Genomic DNA, 20026 nt, shown 5'->3' on the forward strand with positions numbered 1-20026 from the left:
TGGCAACAGAGGGTAAAACGCAGAATATATTATTGCGGAAGGAAATAAGGGCAGCATGCCGCCGGAGGTGCGGCATGCATCATCTACAGCGGCGATCAATGCAGCATTGGCTGGCGGTCAGCGGCAGCCGGGTTCTCTTCTTCGTCACCCATAAACAGCAGATCGTTCGCCCGCGCCTCGAGGATCACCATCGAGATCTGTTCTTCGCCCTGCTGCATAAAGTGGGTGAACTGCTCCAGCGTCACGCCCACGGCGATACTCAGCGACTGACAGACGATCAGTTTCGGCAGATTATCGTCTTGGATATCGACAAACGCCTTGATGGTCAGCGAACTGGCGTTGATCTGGCTGAGATCGGCCACCAGCGGGATCAGCGCGGTCGGCTTCACCTCGGCCAACGCGGAGAACAAGATCACGTTGTCTACCAGATCGATCTTGGCGTCGAACACGCCGTCGAAGTTTTGCATGTGCGGCAGGTGCAGCGCCTGGCAGGAATCGCACTCAAAGAATGAAATGCCCGATTGATCCAGCCAACGTCGCAACAACGCCAAATCAGGGACTATGAGTGAATCCATATTACCAGCCTCACAATATTCAAAACGCGAAAAAGGCGCATAGCTTACGGAATATTGCCCCAATACGCCACGATCAAAGCCGCTTAATTCGCTGATAGGATAAATATGGGCGAGAAAAGGCCGCAGTACCAGCCGCAAAGCCGCGAATCTTTACCGCCGGGCATTCAGCCGCCCGATTTCAGGCGAAACCCCGGCCGGGCGCGCTGTTCAATGTATTCGATCATCATGCCGGCGATATCCAGCCCGGTGGTTTTCTCCACCCCTTCCAGCCCCGGAGAGGCGTTGACTTCCATCACCAGCGGGCCACGGGCCGCACGCAGGATATCCACCCCGGCGACGTCCAACCCCAGCGTAGTCGCGGCCTTCACCGCAATCGCCCGCTCTTTGGCGGTAATGCTCACTTTGCGGGCGGTACCGCCGCGGTGCAGATTGGAACGGAACTCCCCGGCCTTGGCCTGCCGCTCGATAGCGGCCACGACCTTGCCACCCACCACCAGACAGCGCACGTCCCTGCCCTGCGCCTCGCGAATGAACTCCTGCACCAGAATATGGGCATTGAGACCGCGGAAGGCGTCAATCACGCTCTCCGCCGCCTGGCGCGTTTCCGCCAATACCACGCCGATGCCCTGAGTGCCTTCGACCAGTTTGACCACCAGCGGCGCACCGCCGACCAGTTCGATCAGATCGCCGGTATCGTCAGGAGAATGGGCGAAACCGGTGATCGGCAGGTCTATTCCCTGCCTCGCCAGCAATTGCAGCGAACGCAGCTTGTCGCGCGCCCGGGTGATCGCCACCGACTCATTCAGGGGATAGCTGCCCAGCAGCTCAAACTGCCGCAGCACTGCAGTGCCGTAAAAAGTGATGGCGGAGCCGATACGCGGGATCACCGCATCATAACGGTCCAACTGACGGCCGCGATAATGGATAGTCGGCGCGGCGGGGTTGATGTTCATATAACAGGAGAGCGGATCGATAATATCAATACTGTGCCCGCGCTGCTCTGCCGCTCCCAACAGACGTTTGCACGAATACAGCGTTCCATCGCGCGAAAGAATGGCAATTTTCACTCGTCACCCCAAAAAGCAATTACCTGCCAGGCAGGCGTCTTATCGGCGGCCGGCGCTCAGGCGCGCGGCTCACGGTCATTTTTATCGTCCGACGCATTTTTCGGAGCGGGCTTATGCCGATCGTTTTCCGGTGGCAGACCGCCACGCATCAATGGGCCAAAACCCTGTGCCACACGCCAGACCAAAAACGCCGCCGCCGGCACCATCAACGCCACACCGAGAAAGATCATCGCCACCGCCGCCTGCTGTGAAGCCAGCCAACCCGGCAGGTGGACATGATCGTGAATACTCAGATAGGCCAGCACCAACAGCACCATACCCAAGCCTTCCAATACCAGCACCGGGCGCGGTAAGTCACCGAACGAACGCATATTTTTTTCTCCAGAGGCACTGCCCCCAGTGTAGTGAATTCCCCACGACGGCGACAGCCCCGGCGGCTTAATCGGTTACATGAATCAGATTAACAGGTAATTCCTGCTTTTTTTTCACCGGGCCAACGGGCATAGTAACCGACATTAACGCAGGTAATGCGCAGACCAAGGCTTTTTCGGCTGACAGAATGTCGTTGCAGTAGCGATTAACTAATTGAATATCAACTAAGGAGTGATGCATGTTTGCAGTAATCTTCGGGCGCCCAGGCTGTCCTTATTGTGTCCGTGCGAAAGAGTTGGCGGAAAAACTGACTGAAGACCGTGACGATTTCAACTTCCGTTACATTGATATTCACGCTGAAGGCATCACCAAGGCCGATCTGGAAAAAACCGTCGGCAAACCGGTAGAAACCGTACCGCAGATCTTCCTTGATGAAAAACACATTGGCGGCTTCACCGATTTCGAAGCCTACGCCAAAGAAAACCTGAATCTGTTCCAGTAATCCTCAGGTTATTCAGCAAAAAGGCGCTTAGAGCGCCTTTTTTATTGCCGTTCGCGACGGTGACCTGGCTGAAACGCCTGCAACAGGCTGCGCACAAACAGCGCCAGCAGGGCGCCGAATACGCACCAAAACACCGCGCTGGTGGCATAGGCCAGTTCCTGCCAGAACGAATAAAACGGCGTCAGCCAAAAATGGCGGATCGTCAGGCACAGCGGCAGCGCATACAGCGCGCCCAACAACGGGCAGAGGATCCGCTTTTTGCTCGACAAATAGCTGGCGATCATGCCGGGTATCACAAACAGCAGCAGGCCGGTTTCACCGTGATGCTCGTGATCCGTGCTGCCGAACGCCCCGCTCTGCTGGCCGAGAAACACCAGGCTGAACAGCAGAGAACAGCTTAAAATGCCCACCCAATACCGATAATTCGCCATGCGGAGACTCCCCTTTAGCGTCGTCACTACCCCGTAGAAATCAGCCGTGTCACGAAACAGGTGACGCCTTGCCATACACGGCAACGCTGAGCTGAACTTTTTCCTTGGTCTAAAGAGAGTTAAATGCGTTCGGCAGCGCAGGAACTCAGCTTAATGCTGGCTGTCGCGCGCCATAGCGACTAGAATATACGCCGCCGATCGATGGTTCGGATCGCCTTCCGCTGGTTAGTTATTTATGACGTCATTTTCCGACTGAATTTATATCTTATAGTCATCTACATCAAGCACTTACTGGTAAACAATAAGTTATCCTCCGTGAACATAAACGTCGCTAGTTTGTTAAACGGTAACTACATCCTGTTACTGTTTGTGGTACTCGCACTGGGGCTGTGCCTCGGTAAAGTTCGTCTGGGCTCCGTTCAACTCGGTAATTCCATTGGCGTTTTGGTGGTTTCGCTGCTGCTGGGCCAACAACATTTCGCCATTAACACCGAAGCGCTGAATCTCGGCTTTATGCTGTTTATTTTCTGCGTCGGCGTGGAAGCCGGGCCAAACTTTTTCTCAATTTTTTTCCGCGACGGCAAAAATTACCTGATGCTGGCGTTGGTGATGGTCGGCTCCGCGATGGTGATCGCTATCGGTCTTGGCAAGTTGTTCCATTGGGACATCGGGCTAACCGCCGGCATGCTGGCCGGATCGATGACCTCGACCCCGGTGCTGGTGGGTGCTGGCGATACGCTGCGCAACACCATCGTCAACGGCCCAGCGCTGCTGGCGGCGCAGGACCATCTGAGCCTCGGCTATGCCCTGACCTACCTGATTGGCCTGGTGAGCCTGATCTTCGGCGCGCGCTACCTGCCCAAGCTGCAACATCAGGATCTCTCCACCTCTGCCCAGCAGATCGCCCGCGAGCGCGGTCTGGATACCGACAGCCAGCGCAAGGTTTACCTGCCGGTCATTCGCGCCTACCGCGTTGGCCAGGAGCTGGTGGCCTGGGCCGATGGCAAAAACCTGCGTGAGCTGGGCATCTATCGCCAGACTGGTTGCTATATAGAACGCATCCGCCGCAACGGCATTCTGGCGAACCCGGACGGCGATGCGGTGCTGCAGGTGGGCGACGAGATTTCCCTGGTCGGTTACCCGGACGCCCATGCGCGGCTGGACCCCAGCTTCCGCAACGGTAAAGAAGTGTTCGACCGGGATCTGCTGGACATGCGCATCGTCACCGAAGAGATCGTGGTCAAGAACAGCAATGCGGTAAACAAGCGCCTGAGCCAGTTAAAGCTGACCGATCACGGCTGCTTCCTCAACCGGGTGATCCGCAGCCAGATTGAAATGCCCATTGACGACAGCATAGTGCTCAACAAAGGCGACGTGCTGCAGGTCAGCGGCGACGCGCGCCGGGTGAAAAGCGTGGCGGAGAAGATCGGCTTTATCTCTATCCACAGCCAGGTGACCGATCTGTTGGCCTTCTGCTCCTTCTTCATCATCGGGTTGATGATTGGCCAGATCACCATCCAGTTCAGCAATTTCTCGTTCGGCATCGGCAACGCCGCCGGTCTGTTGATGTCCGGCATCATGCTGGGCTTCCTGCGCGCCAACCACCCGACCTTCGGCTACATTCCGCAGGGCGCGTTGAACATGGTGAAAGAATTTGGCCTGATGGTGTTTATGGCCGGCGTGGGCCTGAGCGCCGGTGCGGGCATCGGCCACAGCCTCGGCGCCGTCGGTGGCCAGATGCTGATCGCCGGGTTGATCGTCAGCCTGGTGCCGGTGGTGATCTGCTTCCTGTTTGGCGCCTATGTGCTGCGCATGAACCGCGCCCTGCTGTTCGGCGCGATTATGGGGGCACGAACCTGTGCGCCAGCAATGGAAATCATCAGCGATACTGCACGCAGTAACATCCCTGCACTGGGCTACGCCGGAACCTACGCCATAGCTAACGTGTTGTTAACCCTGGCAGGTTCGTTGATTGTGGTGTTGTGGCCGGGGATACTCGGCTAACCGATAAGCAACAAAGATGTATCAGTGGCAAATATATTTTGAAATTTTTATCGCCGGCGAGAACTTTCCTTTCCGGGGGTAGTCTGAATTAGTGCCACTGCTTTTCTTTGATGTCCCCATTTTGTGGAGCCCGTTAGTCCCGCCTTTTTAGGTTCAAGACTATCGGGTTTTTTGTTGCCTGTAGAAAATATCGTTATAAAACAATACATTGAGAGAGGGAAATTCGTCCAGTGGCGACAAAATGGCGACAGCCATTTTGCGGGGCACAAAAAAACCTGCTTTCGCAGGCTTCTTGTTAAATCCAAAGTGATCCCTGATTGCTCCTTGTTGGATGCGGTGGAGCAATATCAATTTTACCCGGTGATACAATCTGCCGTTGGATAGATTCCAGCGTCACGAAAGTACAGCTGCAATTGATATTTTGGCACTGGTGATAGCGTTCCTTGGTGTTCTCACTCAAGTAGCGGCTTGTGCGGGCATGGGCGGCAGTTCGGCAAAGCGGGCAATGCATCATATTGATATCCCCTTCTTAATCTCTCAATTGCCGCGATAATACCCTCCCCGATCGAGAACAAAACAACCTTTAAGTGAATTTACAAAAAATAATTCACATTACGAGACTTCATAAGTCACATCAGAAAGCAAAACCTCGAACTCCAGCACCGTGGTAAAACCGCTGTTGCTGAGGCTGTGCGTGGCTTTGCTTACTATCCAGTGCTGCGCGTCGATCACCTCTTTAAAACCGCTTACGCGTACCGGCGTTTCCGGCGTGATGTTAGCCCGGCCCATCGCCAGCGACAGTGAGAACTCAGCCGCTCCGCGCTGAAGCTTTTCCCATTTAGCCTGCGCGGCCCGCATAGCAGCGGCCTTGGTGGCGTAAATCTTGGTGATAGCAAACACGTTATCTTCAGCCCCCGCCAGATAGTCGCCGCTTTTCTCCTCCGCCGGTTTCCCCGTTTTTTTGGTGGCAGCCGGCTTGGCTTTGGGATGCTGCAATGCCCGTAAATACTGCTCTTTCGGCTTACGCTGCAGCTTCACTTTCTTTGGCTTCGGCTGCTTAGTGTTAAGCCAACTCGCCATCACGCCGGTGTAGGCGTCCCTGTCGGCAATACTGAAGCTGTGCTGATCGCCATCCTGTCGCGTGATGGTGAACACCGGTAACGGTTTACCGCTCACGCTGGTGCCGTTACCCGGCCGCATAAATAACAGAACACCATTTTTCACTGCCGCCACCGCGCCGTTAAGCGTCGCAAGCCGGGTTAGAAATGCCGCGTCCGTCTCCTGCGTCTGGTCGATATGGCTGATTTTGATGGTTCCCAGACCGGCGGCCAGCGTGGCTTTTAACTTATTACGCGCCGCCACCTTCTGCACGATATCGCTCAGGCAGGTATCATGATAAGACTCGTCCCGGCGGGTATTCAACGAGCCGCGAAAATCGGCACTCCGGGCGCGGATGGTCAGCGTATCCGGCGCGCCTCTGTGCTCCACCTCATCCACAGTAAACAACCCCTTCGGCGTCAGTGGCGCACCTTTCCAGCCGAGTGACAACGCCAGCACCGCATTGCGTTGGGGCATCACCATCCGCCCGTCGCTGTCGTCCAGCTCGATGTCGAGCTGGTCAGCCTCAAAGCCCCGGCTATCGGTCAGCGACAGGGAAATAAGGCGCTTGCGGATGTTTTGCGTGATGTCTTTTTCCTGCAATGACAATGAGAAGTCCGGGGCAATCAATGCCCCGGCAGGCATGGCAACGCCAGTGATCATGATAAAAACCCTCCCATTGCCCCGGCGGCCTGTCCGGCCATCGCGCCCGCTTTATCGTATAGCTCTCCAGCTTGCTGCCGCAGATCGCCAAACATAGCAGACAAGGACTCATCCACCCGCTTTAAATTGAGTGTGAACTCGGTACGGCGCGGGCTGCCGTCGGCGAAAAAGTCCGAATGGCTTTCCGATATCGACTCAATCACAAACATGCCGTAAATCGTACCGCTGCCCTCAATCAGCGGCCACGCCCGCCCCTGCTCCGCCATCAGTTGCAACGTTAACAGCGAAAAGCGGCCGCCGGTGATCTCCGGCAGTAATACGCCGGACAGGGTAATGGTTTCATCATCCAGCCCCAAAAACTGCGCCGCCGGGCGCTGGCCCACACGCGCATTGCTCGGCCAGCGGTAATCGGCCGTGCGGTTCAGGGACTGATACGGCAGGGTTTGCAGCATAAAAACAAACAGCCCCAGCGTTAACATCATGTCGTTACCCTCCGTAATTCATGCGGCTACGTGCAGCAGCCGCTTGTTTGCGCTGCTCGGCAGCAAGCTGGCGAGACACTTCGCGGGCAATGGCCTGCGCGTCCTGTCCCGGCACTGCATGCACCTCAATGGTGATCGGCGCCGGGGTTATCTGCACGGGCGCCGCAGGGGGCGTCGCCGCCATCACCGGGGTAGACAGTGACAGCATGGCCGCTGACAATGCCGCTGTTTTACGCCGCCCGGTGATATTGGCCGGGCCGTTGACGATCTCCGGGCCACGCTCGCCCACAATGCCAAACTGCCCGGACGGGATATCACCGCCTTTGTCGAATGCCCCCGCATAACCCGGCCCCGGCGTCAGCTCAGGCGCGGGACGGCTGTAGGAAATCGCCGGGTTCACTTCGGTTTTACCACCAAATTTCATCCAGTCCGGCAGCATGTCGGTTAAGCCGCTAATCTTGTCTTTCAGGGCCTGCCAACGCTCGCTAATGCCATCCATGATGCCGTTGATCATGTTCATCCCGGCTTCTTTAAACTTGCTGGGTAAGGCTTTAGCCGACCCTACAAGGTCATCCCACTGCCCGCCGAGCCACGTTTTCAGGTTTTGCCATGCCGCTTGTGTCGATTTCTTGACGTTTTCCCATGCCTCCGACGTCGCGGTGGAAATGCTGTTCCATGCGCTCAAAGTGGCGTTTTTGATCGTTTCCCATGCGGCCTGAAATTTAGGCCCTAACGTCTCCCAGTTCTGCCAGATGTACACAGCCGCCATGGCAATCAGGCTGATCACGGCCAAAATCGGGTTAGCCATCATGACGCGGCCCAACCACATCACCGCCGTACCGACAAAACGCAGCCCTTTAACCAGCCCGGCAAACGACACACGCCCGACGATTGACATCAATTTCAGCATGCCACCGCCCATCCTCAGCAGGGAGCGCCCCACCGCACCACCGGTAAACTTCATCACGCTGCCAAGCCCGCGTGCAGCGGTGGTTATGCCCTTAAACGAAAACGTGGCGGCAACCCGGCTCAGCTTAAACAGCCCTTTGGTCAGCCCCTGCGTCGGCCCCATCAACAGGCTAAACCCGGTGATCACCGGCCCGGCCAGAAAGCCCAAAATAGCCATGCCGCCGATCACTGCTGTCAGACCCAGTGCCAGCTTAAACAGCGTGCCGGACAGCTCCGGGTTTTCCTTCGCCCATTGCCCGGCCACGCCGAGCCATTTGGTGGCGCTTTGCGTGAGCTTACGCAACCCGGAATCCTGTTTATCAAAGACCTCAATTTGAATATCTTCAAAGGCCGAGGAGAGGTTTTTTAAATCACCGTCGAGGTTATCCGTTTTCGTCTTGGCAATGTGTTCTGTCGCCCCCTTGGAATCTGTCACCGTCTGCTTTTTCGCGGCCAGCTTGCCGTTGCCTGCCGCAGCAATCAGCTTGATAGCGCCTTTCATCGCCTCTTCGCCGAAAATCACCTTCAGGTATTCCGCCTGCTGCGCGGTGCCGAGCTTGTTCTTTTTAAACGAGCTGTCGATTTTCTTCAGGATGCCTTCAATCGGCAGCATGTTGCCTTTGCTGTCTTTGGTTTTCACCCCCAGCTCTGACAACGCATCCTGCGCCTGCCCGACCGGCGCTTGCAGCCGGGTAAACATGGCGCTCGTCGCCGTCCCGGCCATACTGCCTTTGATGCCGTTATCGGCCAGCACGCCCAGTAACGCGGTGGTGTCTTCGATACTGGCCCCGGCCGCCTCGGCAATCGGAGCGACGTACTTCATCGCCTCGCCAAAATCCATCAGGTTGCTGTTTGAGCTGGTGAATCCCTTGGTCATCACATCCGCAACACGCTGGATCTCGTCTATCGGCATGTTAAACGCCGATTGCATGTTGGTAATGATGTCCGCCGCGTCGGCAATGTCCAAATCAGAAGCCAGCGCCAGATTAACGGTGGATTCCGTCGACTTCAGGATGGCATCACTGTTAAAGCCGGATTTCGCCAACACGGACTGCGTGCGGGCGACGTCCGTCGGAGAAAAGGCGGTGGTAGCCCCGATGTCCCGCGCCTGCTGACGGATAGCCGCCAGTTGCTTGTCGTTTTTCGCCAGCCCTAATGTGGCCTGTGTGTCTGACATCTGCTTATCGAACTGCACACCCGGAGCCATAAACCGGCTTTCGGCATACAGTCCGGCGGTGGCGACCCCCAGCCCGACGGCGCTTTGGTTGCGGACGGTTGCGCCCAGCGCTTTACCGGCCTGCGCCCGCTGCTGAATACGGCTCAGTGATTCCTGCTTTTTACTCAGTCGTTCCAGCTCTACACGCTGGCGGTTTAGTGCTGCGGTTGCCTCACCGGCGCTGGATTTTAACCGGCGTTGCTCGGCGCTCAGGTTCTTGGTGGCGATACCGTCAGCGTTGAGCGCATTACGCTGGCGTTGCACGGACTGGCGCAAGCCATTGTATTTCGTCTGCAACTCAGCAGCGGCACGCTTTGACGCTGCCAGCAGCCGCGCCTGCTGCGCCGTGGGTTTTTCCGTCGCCTTAAACTGAACGGCCAGCGCGGCCGCTTCTTCTTTGGCTTTTTTCAGCGCCTGCCCGGTGACGGCAAGCTGGCCCTGAGCCTTGCGAAACCCCTCAATCCGGGCGGCCTGTGCGCCCAGCGTTTTGAGGGTGTGTTGGGTAGTCTTGATGTCACCGGCCAGCCGTTGACTGGCCTGTTGGATACTTTTAAGCGGGCGTGTGGCTTGGTCTACGGCCTTCAGCAAGACCTGAAGCTGCAGGCTTTTACTCATCGTGATTCACTCCGCTGCGTTGCAGGGCTTTATGACGCCAGTTCAACAGCTCGGTGAGCGTCATTCCGGCCATTTCCGACGGCGGCCAGTGGAATATCACTGCGATATCCGCCATCAGGTCATCAACGCCCAGCCGGGCGTCAATCGCTACTCCGCCAACTTCGGCGACAAAAAACCGACAACCTGCCCGGCCAGCGCCACCAAGTCCGGCAGCTCTAAACGGGCGCATTCTTCTTTGGTCAGGTTCGGTACGGTCACGCGCGGCAGGATCACCAGCAGCGCGTCAACATCGGCATTGGCGACCGCAGCAAGACCGACGCCGCGCAGTGCGCCTGCATTCGGTTTAATCACCTGCACGTCGGTGATAGTGGTTTCACCACGCTTAATCGGGGTGTCGAGGGTAACGGTGTTTTCTTTGGCTTCGTTCATGGTGGTTTTCTCTCTCAGTCAGGGAAACGGCCAGCCCGACGGGCTGGCACGCAATTACAGGCCGATGGCCTTACGGTGCTCGGCCAGCCGGTCAACGCCGTCGACCTTTTCGACCATGTTCACGGTATCGACCTCGAGCAGCTCTTTGCCGTCAACGGTCAGCTTGAAATAAGTGCAGTCGGTGGATACCTTGGTTTCGGTGTCCTCGCCTTGTTTGTACTCGCCGAAGTCGATTTCTTTGTGGCGGCCACGCATCACCACCTCCACGGCGGACACCTCCCCGGTGTCGTCACGTTGGAAAGAACCGGCAAAGCGCAGCGGCACAGCATCGACTGCGCCCCATTGCTTAAGCACCAGCTCATCAATGCCGCCCATGCTCCATTCCAGCGCCAGCGCGTCATCGTCCAGCCCCATATCAATGGAGGCTGCACCGTTCATGCCGCCACCCCGGTATTTCTCCAGCTTGCGGGTGAGTTTTGGCAGCGTCAGCGAGGACACCACGCCCATATAATTGAAACCGTCGTTGAACAGGTTCAGGTATTTCAGTTTCTTAGGCAGAGCCATAAATCATCGTCTCCTTTAGCGATTCACGGATGCGGCGAACGTCGCCAGATAGCGGTCAGTGATGCGCTGGCGCAGGGTTAAATCTTCCAGCGGCGGCACCGGCGTGTAGTCGTAATCAATAAACAGCTTGCCTGCCTTCAGGGTGTCCTTGTCGTTGGCGGTTTCGTCATACCAGCAATCACCGTCGATAATCAGCCCGGCGGATTTCAGCTCGCGGAACTTGGCTTTGATGCCGTCGATCATGTCGCGGACAAGTGTCGGGGTGACCGGCCGGTCAATCGCCCACATGTGCGCCTCGGCCATGGTGTCGGCCAGCACCTGCGCGGTGCGGGTGTAGTTTTCGAACAGGAACAGCGGATCGTCTGAACAGGTACGCGAACCCCAGAATTTAAAGCCGTCCTTGCGGATAAGCGTCGTGACACACGCTTGGTTCAACAGATCGGCATCGGTGCCGGGAGCCTGTAGGTCCCAGAACACGCTCGCGCTGATGCCGGTCACGCCATTGACGCCGACGTTAGAAAGGGTTTTGTGCCAGCCGGTTTCCGTGTCGATTTTGGCGCGCAGGCCCAGCGCCCGTGCAGTGGCATAGGCAATGTCGCTCTTGTTGGTGGCGGTGTTCCAGCTGACAAAATCCGGCCAAATCAGCATCAGCTCACGCTGGCTGAAATTGGCGCGGTACTTGATTGCCTCCGCCATCGTTTTGCAGCCGTAAGCGCTGATATAGCCGAATGCGCGCAGCTTTTGGCAGATTCCGGCCAATGCGGTAGCCACTTCCAGATTGTCATAGCCCGGTACGCCAAGAATACGCGGCTTAACGCCTAACTCGGCCTGCGCTGAGAGCAGCGCTTTCATGCCGGTATAGCGACCTTCTGCGTTAGCGCCGCCGATAATATTTGAAGTGGTTTCTTTGGCGTCTTTGCCTTCGGCAACACGCACAACCACCGTGACCGGTTTTGACTGGTCAGCGATAGCCAGCAGTGCCGCTGCCAGCGTGCCTTTTTTACCGGCCTTGCCGGAGGCAGCCAGCACGTCGGTGATCAACACTGGGGTGTTCAGCGGGAAGGTGGCCGCGTCGGCGTCCTCCGCCGTGCAGACCATGCCGACGATAGCCGTCGAGACAGTGGAAATAACGCGGGTGCCGTCGTTGATTTCGACAACACGCACGCCGTGATGATAGTCAGCCATGTATAGCTTGCTCCGTTATTGGTTGATGTAGACAGGATGCAACCAAATAACAGAGCTTTCATCTTAATGAGGATTGTTGTTCAGCCAAACAACTCATTTATATTAAATCAGCATTTATAAAACATCCCCTGAAATTTCACGTTCTGAGGTGTGCATTTTGCATGGCGATTTCTTATGAGTTTTAATTATTTCTTTCACATTGCTTAACGAAAAAAGCGTACTCATAGACACCATAATAGAAACCCCAGAGAAGATACCTGCCAAAACTGTCAAAAAAAACGAAGCCGCCACGGAAAACAACCTGTCAAAACCATCAGAAAAATTAACACCCCCCTTGTAAAAGTCATTAATCACTTGAGCCAAAATACTAAACAGTTCACTCCCAAAATATATTACAAGTGAATACATTAGAATAAACACCACTAAAGCAAGGGCACACTTCCAACCCCTTTTAAATCTTGTATCAAATCCCGAGCACAGCTCGTACCCTATATTTCCATTTACATATACCAATCTAAAAACACGAGACCATCGACGCGATACAGCAAATCTCCGGATTGCCTCCCTAGGTTCGGTGTGATTGATAAGGATAATTATCTCATCGTAACTAACATTGGAGCATCGATATAAATAAAAAAACAGTCGTTCAACAAGATACCTACTTGGCTCTTTTTTCCTAAGTTCTTCAAGTAAAGCTATATCAATTTGATGTTTATCCTTTCGTGCCCCATGAAGATAGACCAAAATAGAAATAATTATTGTAGCAGCGGCCCCCAAAAAACTTCCGAATCCTGACACCCAAGACATAAAAACTCCGTTCATATAAGGTCTGATTTAGAAAAATAGCACATATTATGAAACTAGCTAAATCATACGATCGTTTTCGCCGATCAATAGCAGCGTATTGATCTACACAATCAATTGGACGGTATTTGAGCTGACGGGTTAAGGTCAACAGACAAGACGCGGCAACATCAGGGAAAGCCGCAAACACAAAGCCCGCATCGTTGAGTTGCGGGCTTTTTTCTTATGCGTCGGGGGCTGACGGCCAGTTAATCGCCGGGGCGGCTGAAACATCCAGACGGTTAAGCATAACCCGATACCTTTTCCAGCCTTCCAGCCGGGCTTTTTCGGCATCACTCACCATATCCAAATCAACCGCATCCTGCAGCGGCGCGATCATCTTGGCGGCTGCAGCAATACGGGCGCGCTGCTCTACCCGGGCTTGTTCTTGATGTTCTTCCGGTGTGTAAATCCGCTTGTCGATTTTCTTCCCATCAAACACCCAATCACCCGAAATATTCACCCGGCGATTTGCGGTAGTGTCTGCCACTTCGGCAACATTCAACCCTGCAGGCCACAACGTAGAAACATCCTTATTGGCCGCGATACTGCGAATAATGCCTTTTTCGTCATAAGCGATCTTTATTGTGTCAGCCGAAAAACTCTGCTGACTGCTATACCATTCCACGCCATCTTCGGAAAAAAGAAATAACGCATTATGCTGATTACTTAATTTAAGTTGTTCCGGTGTTTTTGGTGAGCCGATTTTAAAGCCTTTAATATTCATCATGATTTATCGACCTATAGTGACCCATTGTCCATTTTTATAAATCTGGATGTAACTCCAGAACAATTCTTCGGGAGAGTAGTCGCCATCCCAGTTATTGAATCCCGTCAATACGGTATTTTCGTGATAGGTATAGATGCCTGTAGCACCGTGCTGTGTTTCTGCGCTGTACCTGACGTTTTGAATAAAGTTTTGGTTAACCCAATCGACAGTTGCACGCGCCCCAACCTCACGGTTAAAGGTTCCCCAATCAACGCGGCTATTAACCTGTTCAATAACCGCATCCCATAACCATTTGTTACCCCAACGGCTGCCCAGAATATTGCCATCGCCGGCATGAGTTGCCGCACCTACATTGAAGGTACCTTGAATCGTTACGTCATGGCCCAACGTCATTGCGCCCGTTTTCACATTGACGGCCATCGGGCGTAGGTTGTTAAACGTACCGTACTGGTTTTTTGCATTGGTCAACATTAAATACAGGCTGCTGCCGTCGTTACGCCAGAACGTCCCGTGATCGCCGCCGACAATGCGATAGTTATCAATGGATGTTGATTGAATTTCCGCGCTGGTTTTGACTATGCCAGTCAATTGCCCGCCAGCTTTTGCCAAGTAGCGCCCGTCAGCCTCGGTTTTATTCCATGCGTTGACATCACCGGCCAACAAATTAATATCACCACTCAGTGGCTTGCCGTTGATTTTGAGCGAACGTACCGCGTATTTTTTCATTGCTTCAGCGTCAGTCAGCGCACCGGTTTCTTGCGCCGTGGGTGGCTTCGCCGTCGTATAAATACGGGGGTTTGCAGCCTGATTGGCCTCGGTTCCCCAATGCAACTCATTATCCAGAGCAACACCAAGACGCATTAATGGCATAGCGCCAATCTGAAAACCTAACGATAAATTACTCTGTGCAGTAGGTCTGCTCATCACAAATGGGGTATGCGCACCGCTCTCTATCCGCAGGAGTTCTCCCTCAGTGGAAGCACTATCGGATTTTATCGCCAACTTCTTCACCGTGCCGCCTGTCAGCATCAGATAACGCCCGTCGGCCTCCGTTTTATTCCACGCATTTACATCACTTGCCAACAGGTTAACGTCACCGCTTAACGGCTTGCCGTTAATCTTGAGGGCGCGTAAAGCATACTTTGCATCAGCCTCTTTTGCGGTGTAGCTGTTGCCGGAGTGCAAGAATTCAAACCAGCCGTCGATCCCTTTCCCAGCCTCTTTGGTGCGGAATGACATCCGCCCCTGACGCCAGCCAATCTGCAACCCGAAATACTCGCCCCCGGCGCTGGCCTGCCACGTCTGATTGATAATCCCGACGGAACTCCCCGCCTGAGCAAACGGCGGTTTATCCGGGTCGTTGACTTCTGCCCATGTAAATCCGGTAAACGCCCCTTGCCCCCAGATATCCGCCAGCGCGTGACGCCGTGCGGGCGGCGTCAGCCCCAGCCCGAAAGCCTGATCGGCCGTCAACACTTGCCCTGCGGCTTCACCGATATCACGTTGGGCGGCAGATTTTAACGCCAGCGCTTGGCGCGCCTTGGCTTTGTCCGGCAGATCTGAAAGGTTGTTAACGCGTTGAGCATAGCGGCCGTCAGCTTCTGCTTTACTCCATGCACCAACATCGGCCGCCGTGGGCTTGTAATCCGTGGTGTAAATCCGCGACCACTTCACCCCGTTTTCAGGTCGGTTAGACGCACCAATAAAGGCTGCGCCTAAGCCCGATACACTGACATATCCCGTTGACGGCGCGGCATCGCACGGCAGGCTAAGCACCCCGGCGGCGATATTGCCACTGATCGGCGGTTTGTTTTCGGAAGCCATATTCACGCGGTAAATTTGCGCAGTGTTGCAATAGGCGTTATCAAACGCTCGCGCACCGCCACCCAGCCCAAACGCACCGACGGCCATCAATTGCCCACCTTCAACACCGACGTTTTTTGTCGCGGCGCTGCCCAGTGCGAGATTGCCGCGTGCAGCGGCCTTATCGGTCAAATCGGAAAGATTAGCGCCCTTTTTGGCGCTGGCATCACTGACCGCTTTCAGCGCCTTTGGCGTGGCGGCCTTGGTTTCGTCGGTGCTGGTTGTGGCGCTGCTCAGTTGTACCAAGCCTTTCGCCGTGGTGCTGGCGTCCGGGTGATTGCGCGTTTTCTCATGGGCGCTAATAGCATCGGCAACAAAATCTTTGGTGGCCAATACCGTATCGCCCCCGGCGATCACCTGAATCGCCTCAGTGCTGCTGACAATCAGGATCATGCGCAGCGTCTGCGTACGCCCACTGCCTTCCGCCAGTTTTGGCTTGTAGCTCTCCGCCATATTGGCGACGGCGATCAGCGTTCCGGCTTCGTCATACAGGCCCATTTCCCGCAGCCAGAACCCGCCGACGTCGGCCGGGATAATCAGCTCCGCCACAATGTTGTTCTTCACAGCGCCGATTGTCAGCCCATTGAGCGCGGCACGGTATTTCTCATTGACCAGCTTGATCTGTGCAGGATTCGGTGTCGGCAATGTACCGTTACCGTCACCGACAGCCATACGGGTGATTTTCAACTGGGTACCGCCAGCGGTGGCGGCGGCAATTTTAGCCGCCCCGGCGGTGGTAATAATCGCTTTGTATTTGCTCATGCTTTTCTCTTTATCCGGGGTAAACGGTAATGACATCGCCATCCACGACGGCCGCGCCGGTGTAAATCCGACCGGGGATGTCCTGCAAGATGTTGAGGCCGATCAGGTGGCGGCTCAGCGGCTTGGCATCGGCGATCAGGCGTTCCATTTCCCGATACATCTCCTCGGTGATACCGGTTTCCAGCACGCCAATATCAAGCCTGAAGGTGCCGGGCGGATCGTCACCGTGGAACCATTCGATAACGTTAATCAGGTAGCCGAGCGGCTCCACCACGCGGCGCACGGCCCCAATGGTGCCTTTATGCCGGTGAATGTAGAACGCGGCGGACACCACGCCCCGCTTGATATCCTCGGGCCAAGCCTCATCCCACCTGTCGACGGAAAACGCCCACGCCAGATAGGGCAGCAGCGCTAAAGGGCAGGTTTTTGGGTTCCACAGGTCACGCAGTGCAACTGGCACGCGCTCCAGCTCCGCGCACGCAGCGGCGGCGGCCACTTCCAGCGGCGAGGAGCCAACGGGTAACAAGCGGTTATTCATCGTCATCGGCGCGCCCTGGGGTAATGGTGTAACCGGTGCAATAACCGGCCTGCGTCTTATCAAGCACAATGTCAGCGGGCGGCTTGATGATTTGCACGTCTTCCACGCCTTCGACTTTCAGCGCGGCATTGATGCCGGAGCGGCGGATATTTCGGCCAAGTCGTCGCATGTTTTGCACATAAGCGCGCAGCCGTTTATCCGCCGTGTCGAGGATAGGCGCGACCTCCGGGCCGGGGTACAGAGACAAAACGGCCTCGATGGCGTAACGGGTAATTCTTGCAGACTGCACGGTAAGCCGATCGCCGACCGGGCGCACATCTTCATCATTCAGCGCTACGCTGACGGCCTGCAACAGATCGGGGCTGGCAGTGCCGTCGCCGTCACGCGATAACACCGTGACGGTCACGCTGGCCGGGGTTGGGCTGATCGCCGTCACATCGGCCACACGGCCATCCGCCGAGCGGGCGTGAAAACGGTATGAACCGGCCGATCCCGCCGTGCTCATCCCTTCAAAGGCGTCTTGCAGACGCAGGCGATAATCCTCGTCTGACTCCATGACCGCCGGTGTCGGCGGGATAGTGGTTTCATCTGCCGGGGTGATCACCAGTCGCGGGGTACTGAAATTCGCGCCGACATGGTCAAGATCGCTACCGGTGGCATAAGCCAGCATCAGCGCTTTAGCGGCATCGTTGACGCGCTGGCGCAAAATCACCTCACGGTAGGCGTTTTCCTGCAGCAGCTTCACGATCGGCTCAGACTCCAGCGCCAGTGTGCGACTGAGGGCTTCCCGCTGTTCCTCCGGGTAGAGCGAAATCAACGTGGCCTTACGCTCAGCCAAAATGTCTTCATAATCCACTGTCTCCACGATGAGCGGTGCGGGCAGTTGGGACAGGTCAATGGTTGCCATGGTTTCAGCTCACAGGAACAGACAGCGACAGCGCGCCGGGGGCATCGGTGCGGGTGCCGGTGATGTCGATCACCATCTTGCCGTCGTAGGTGGTGTTAAAGGTGATGCCGGTCAGTTTTACGCGTGGCTCCCATGCCAGAATCGCGCTGTAACAGGCGGCCATGATCTGCAGGCGCAGCGTGTCATTCTGCGGCTGGTCGAGCAGTGCCGACAGCAGCGAACCATAGGCCCGGCGCATAGGGCGTGAACCCTGCGGCGTGATCAGGATGTCTGCCACGGACTGGCGAATATGCTCGATGTCCGTCAGTGCGCGGCCGGTGTCGCGGTTCATGCCAAGGTATTTCGCGTTGTTCATGCCGGTTTATCCGTGTTACCGCCGCCGTTCTGGACGCCGCCGTGCGTGTGTTTATCAACAACAATGCCGTTGGATGTGAACGATCCACCGCTGTGCTCAATGCTGCCGGTCATCTTCCCGCCCTTCAGCACTTCCAGCGTGCCGGTAATAAGTTTGTTCGTGCAAACCACCTCCGGCGCATCAAGGGTAATTTTGTCAGCCTTGACCATCACCACTTTGGTACTGGCGGTGATCGACTCGGACGCCTGTACGTTGGCAGTTTTAATGCCGGTCACACTCAGCGCGCCGGTTGCCGGTTCGTACTCAATCACGGCATCGTCCGGGAAGGTGATATGTATCGCATCCGCCGAGGCCGATGGGGCCGGGAAGTCATCGGAAAAAACACCCGGCAGCACAAAGGCGGTATCCAGCTCGCCGCCCAGCGCCAGCACTAACACTTGCTCACCTTCAGACGGTGCCCACCACACGCGGGTACGCCCGGCACGGCAGGTTAGCCAATTCAGCCAGTCGGTAAGGTTACCGCCGGTATCGACACGGCAAATACCACGTTCGAGGTCGACGGCGTTCACGGTGCCAATGCGGATCAGGTTGCGCAGCAGACGCAGAATGTCGTGTTGATTGTTCATGCGGATAGAATGCCGATCACTGTGGGCGACGGCAACGCGAGGCAGTTGGACGAACGATGATACAACTAAGGAGTGAATTGCATATTTCATTATTGGACTGGAATTATTTGAAATTTTATGGCACAAATGAACGATACAAAGCTGACTAAATACCTTTTCAAAAAACAGGCGGTAATAGAGTGATAATTGAATTTTTCCAGTTCGAAAAAAACAAAAGAACCCTAAACTACTTAAAAAAATCAATCGACAACCTAGAAATAAATGACTCATTTAGCAAAGAAAGAAATGAATACATATCTCTATTGCTACAGTCTTTTACTGAAGAGTCTGAATCATGGGACGAAAGCACTCAATTCAATATTGAAAATATAAGTGAAAGTTTTATCGGGACAGATATAAAAGTAAATTCATTAAAAGAAGAAATTGATGATCTCTTCTCTGATTGTTTCAGATTTTTCCTTGAAAGATACCTTTCCCAAGGGGAAAAACCCAATAAAGGATATTTAAAAATAAAAGATTTTGCCATAAAAAACATAGAGGCATTTTCATCCACCGCTTCAATGCAAATATCTTACGCCTTGCAATCAATGCCTTTGGAGGTATTTAGGAAAAACCTAAAAGGTACAAATATAGATCTAATTAAGGACTTCATAAAAACACATGAAGACTGCAAGATATTGAAAAGCGGATGGGATAGCGATTACGCACAAAGAATTAATGAGATAAGGCAATTAAAAGATGCTTTGGACGAGCAAAAGAATGCATATAATTTCGTAGGTTTATACAAAGGATTTGATGATTTAAGTATAGAAAAGAAAAAAGAAGAAAAAAGCGCATCAAATATATTACTAATTTTAGGGGGGATAATATTCGTCCCAATAATATTAGAAATACTTTTCATTATGTACAAGGGTGACTCTCTAACTTTATCACATGCGTTAATAACACTTATCCCATCAACCTCCCTGCTTTTAGTTTTAGTTTATTATTTCAGAGTTGCTTTGCATGATTATAAATCCATAAAAAGTCAATCCAATCAAATAGAATTAAGAAAAAGTTTATGTCAGTTCATTCAAAACTACGCACAATACTCATCTAAAATTAAAAAAGACGATGCTTCGGCTCTTGAAAAATTTGAGGCCATAATATTTTCAAACATTGTCATGACGGATGATAAAATCCCATCAACCTTTGATGGGATAGAATCCGTCGCAAACTTAATCAAATCAGTAAAAGGATAATAACAGCCTC

At 54.4% G+C, this 20026-nt stretch carries 22 protein-coding genes; 3 read left to right on the top strand and 19 right to left on the bottom strand.

Annotated elements, in window-relative coordinates; genetic code table 11:
• Positions 1 to 95: 95 nt before the first annotated feature.
• The 3 genes from ACUTQW_RS01260 to ACUTQW_RS01270 all read right to left on the bottom strand — a co-directional run bounded on the left by ACUTQW_RS01260 (position 96) and on the right by ACUTQW_RS01270 (position 2013).
• The gene (locus ACUTQW_RS01260; protein WP_004942518.1) at positions 96 to 575 is read right to left on the bottom strand and encodes a type III secretion system chaperone family protein; all 480 of its coding nucleotides are present in this window, start codon (positions 573 to 575) and stop codon (positions 96 to 98) included.
• 164 nt (positions 576 to 739) lie between these two features.
• Entirely contained in the window at positions 740 to 1642 is a 903-nt protein-coding gene (gene rimK / locus ACUTQW_RS01265) for a 30S ribosomal protein S6--L-glutamate ligase (protein WP_020438781.1), read from the bottom strand.
• Between the two features lie 56 nt (positions 1643 to 1698).
• Positions 1699 to 2013: a YbjC family protein gene (locus tag ACUTQW_RS01270; protein ID WP_004942516.1), complete on the bottom strand. Its 315-nt coding sequence runs from the start codon at positions 2011 to 2013 to the stop codon at positions 1699 to 1701.
• A gap of 239 nt (positions 2014 to 2252) precedes the next feature.
• On the opposite strand from ACUTQW_RS01270, the gene ACUTQW_RS01275 reads away from it, so the two are divergent.
• Positions 2253 to 2516: a GrxA family glutaredoxin gene (locus ACUTQW_RS01275; RefSeq protein ID WP_006324513.1), complete on the top strand. Its 264-nt coding sequence runs from the start codon at positions 2253 to 2255 to the stop codon at positions 2514 to 2516.
• A 41-nt stretch (positions 2517 to 2557) separates the two neighbouring features.
• On the opposite strand, the gene ACUTQW_RS01280 is transcribed toward ACUTQW_RS01275, so the two are convergent.
• On the bottom strand, positions 2558 to 2947 hold the full coding sequence (locus ACUTQW_RS01280) for an inner membrane protein YbjM (protein ID WP_006324512.1): 390 nt from the start codon (positions 2945 to 2947) through the stop codon (positions 2558 to 2560).
• A gap of 315 nt (positions 2948 to 3262) precedes the next feature.
• On the opposite strand from ACUTQW_RS01280, the gene ACUTQW_RS01285 reads away from it, so the two are divergent.
• A complete protein-coding gene (locus ACUTQW_RS01285; RefSeq protein WP_006320902.1) occupies positions 3263 to 4951 on the top strand; it encodes an aspartate:alanine antiporter in 1689 nt (562 codons plus the stop codon).
• Positions 4952 to 5246: 295 nt separating this feature from the next.
• Here ACUTQW_RS01285 and ACUTQW_RS01290 read toward each other — a convergent pair whose 3' ends face one another.
• From ACUTQW_RS01290 to ACUTQW_RS01360, 15 genes are all read right to left on the bottom strand, one after another.
• The gene (locus ACUTQW_RS01290) at positions 5247 to 5465 is read right to left on the bottom strand and encodes a DNA-binding transcriptional regulator (RefSeq protein WP_071531438.1); all 219 of its coding nucleotides are present in this window, start codon (positions 5463 to 5465) and stop codon (positions 5247 to 5249) included.
• Between the two features lie 98 nt (positions 5466 to 5563).
• Positions 5564 to 6712: a phage late control D family protein gene (locus ACUTQW_RS01295; protein ID WP_064799383.1), complete on the bottom strand. Its 1149-nt coding sequence runs from the start codon at positions 6710 to 6712 to the stop codon at positions 5564 to 5566.
• Positions 6709 to 7194, bottom strand: coding sequence for a phage tail protein (locus tag ACUTQW_RS01300; protein ID WP_064799384.1), 486 nt, complete (start codon positions 7192 to 7194; stop codon positions 6709 to 6711). The genes ACUTQW_RS01295 and ACUTQW_RS01300 overlap by 4 nt, the downstream gene beginning before the upstream one ends.
• A gap of 4 nt (positions 7195 to 7198) precedes the next feature.
• The gene (locus ACUTQW_RS01305) at positions 7199 to 9973 is read right to left on the bottom strand and encodes a phage tail tape measure protein (protein ID WP_445654751.1); all 2775 of its coding nucleotides are present in this window, start codon (positions 9971 to 9973) and stop codon (positions 7199 to 7201) included.
• A complete protein-coding gene (locus tag ACUTQW_RS01310; protein ID WP_026142543.1) occupies positions 9966 to 10088 on the bottom strand; it encodes a GpE family phage tail protein in 123 nt (40 codons plus the stop codon). The genes ACUTQW_RS01305 and ACUTQW_RS01310 overlap by 8 nt, the downstream gene beginning before the upstream one ends.
• A 32-nt stretch (positions 10089 to 10120) precedes the next feature.
• The gene (locus tag ACUTQW_RS01315) at positions 10121 to 10402 is read right to left on the bottom strand and encodes a phage tail assembly protein (RefSeq protein WP_064799386.1); all 282 of its coding nucleotides are present in this window, start codon (positions 10400 to 10402) and stop codon (positions 10121 to 10123) included.
• 54 nt (positions 10403 to 10456) lie between these two features.
• Complete coding sequence (locus tag ACUTQW_RS01320) at positions 10457 to 10966, bottom strand: phage major tail tube protein (protein ID WP_037432592.1); 510 nt, start codon at positions 10964 to 10966, stop codon at positions 10457 to 10459.
• A 15-nt stretch (positions 10967 to 10981) separates the two neighbouring features.
• Positions 10982 to 12151, bottom strand: coding sequence for a phage tail sheath protein (locus ACUTQW_RS01325; protein WP_261149890.1), 1170 nt, complete (start codon positions 12149 to 12151; stop codon positions 10982 to 10984).
• 114 nt (positions 12152 to 12265) lie between these two features.
• The gene (locus ACUTQW_RS01330; protein ID WP_037430550.1) at positions 12266 to 12958 is read right to left on the bottom strand and encodes a hypothetical protein; all 693 of its coding nucleotides are present in this window, start codon (positions 12956 to 12958) and stop codon (positions 12266 to 12268) included.
• A gap of 220 nt (positions 12959 to 13178) precedes the next feature.
• Positions 13179 to 13724, bottom strand: coding sequence for a tail fiber assembly protein (locus tag ACUTQW_RS01335; RefSeq protein ID WP_064799388.1), 546 nt, complete (start codon positions 13722 to 13724; stop codon positions 13179 to 13181).
• A gap of 3 nt (positions 13725 to 13727) precedes the next feature.
• On the bottom strand, positions 13728 to 16385 hold the full coding sequence (locus ACUTQW_RS01340) for a phage tail protein (protein ID WP_445654752.1): 2658 nt from the start codon (positions 16383 to 16385) through the stop codon (positions 13728 to 13730).
• Positions 16360 to 16887 carry a phage tail protein I gene (locus ACUTQW_RS01345; RefSeq protein ID WP_445654841.1) on the bottom strand — a complete coding sequence of 176 codons (528 nt, stop codon included), beginning with the start codon at positions 16885 to 16887 and terminating at the stop codon, positions 16360 to 16362. Before ACUTQW_RS01345 ends, ACUTQW_RS01340 begins: the two co-directional genes overlap by 26 nt.
• Positions 16880 to 17794, bottom strand: a complete 915-nt coding sequence (locus tag ACUTQW_RS01350; protein WP_445654753.1) for a baseplate assembly protein — start codon at positions 17792 to 17794, stop codon at positions 16880 to 16882. Before ACUTQW_RS01350 ends, ACUTQW_RS01345 begins: the two co-directional genes overlap by 8 nt.
• 4 nt (positions 17795 to 17798) lie before the next feature.
• Positions 17799 to 18149 carry a GPW/gp25 family protein gene (locus tag ACUTQW_RS01355; RefSeq protein WP_006324497.1) on the bottom strand — a complete coding sequence of 117 codons (351 nt, stop codon included), beginning with the start codon at positions 18147 to 18149 and terminating at the stop codon, positions 17799 to 17801.
• A complete protein-coding gene (locus tag ACUTQW_RS01360; protein WP_445654754.1) occupies positions 18146 to 18775 on the bottom strand; it encodes a phage baseplate assembly protein V in 630 nt (209 codons plus the stop codon). Before ACUTQW_RS01360 ends, ACUTQW_RS01355 begins: the two co-directional genes overlap by 4 nt.
• A gap of 179 nt (positions 18776 to 18954) precedes the next feature.
• Between ACUTQW_RS01360 and ACUTQW_RS01365 the strand changes: the two genes are divergently transcribed.
• On the top strand, positions 18955 to 20016 hold the full coding sequence (locus ACUTQW_RS01365) for a hypothetical protein (protein ID WP_445654755.1): 1062 nt from the start codon (positions 18955 to 18957) through the stop codon (positions 20014 to 20016).
• Positions 20017 to 20026: the final 10 nt, after the last annotated feature.

Source organism: Serratia sp. TSA_7 (genome assembly GCF_052692135.1).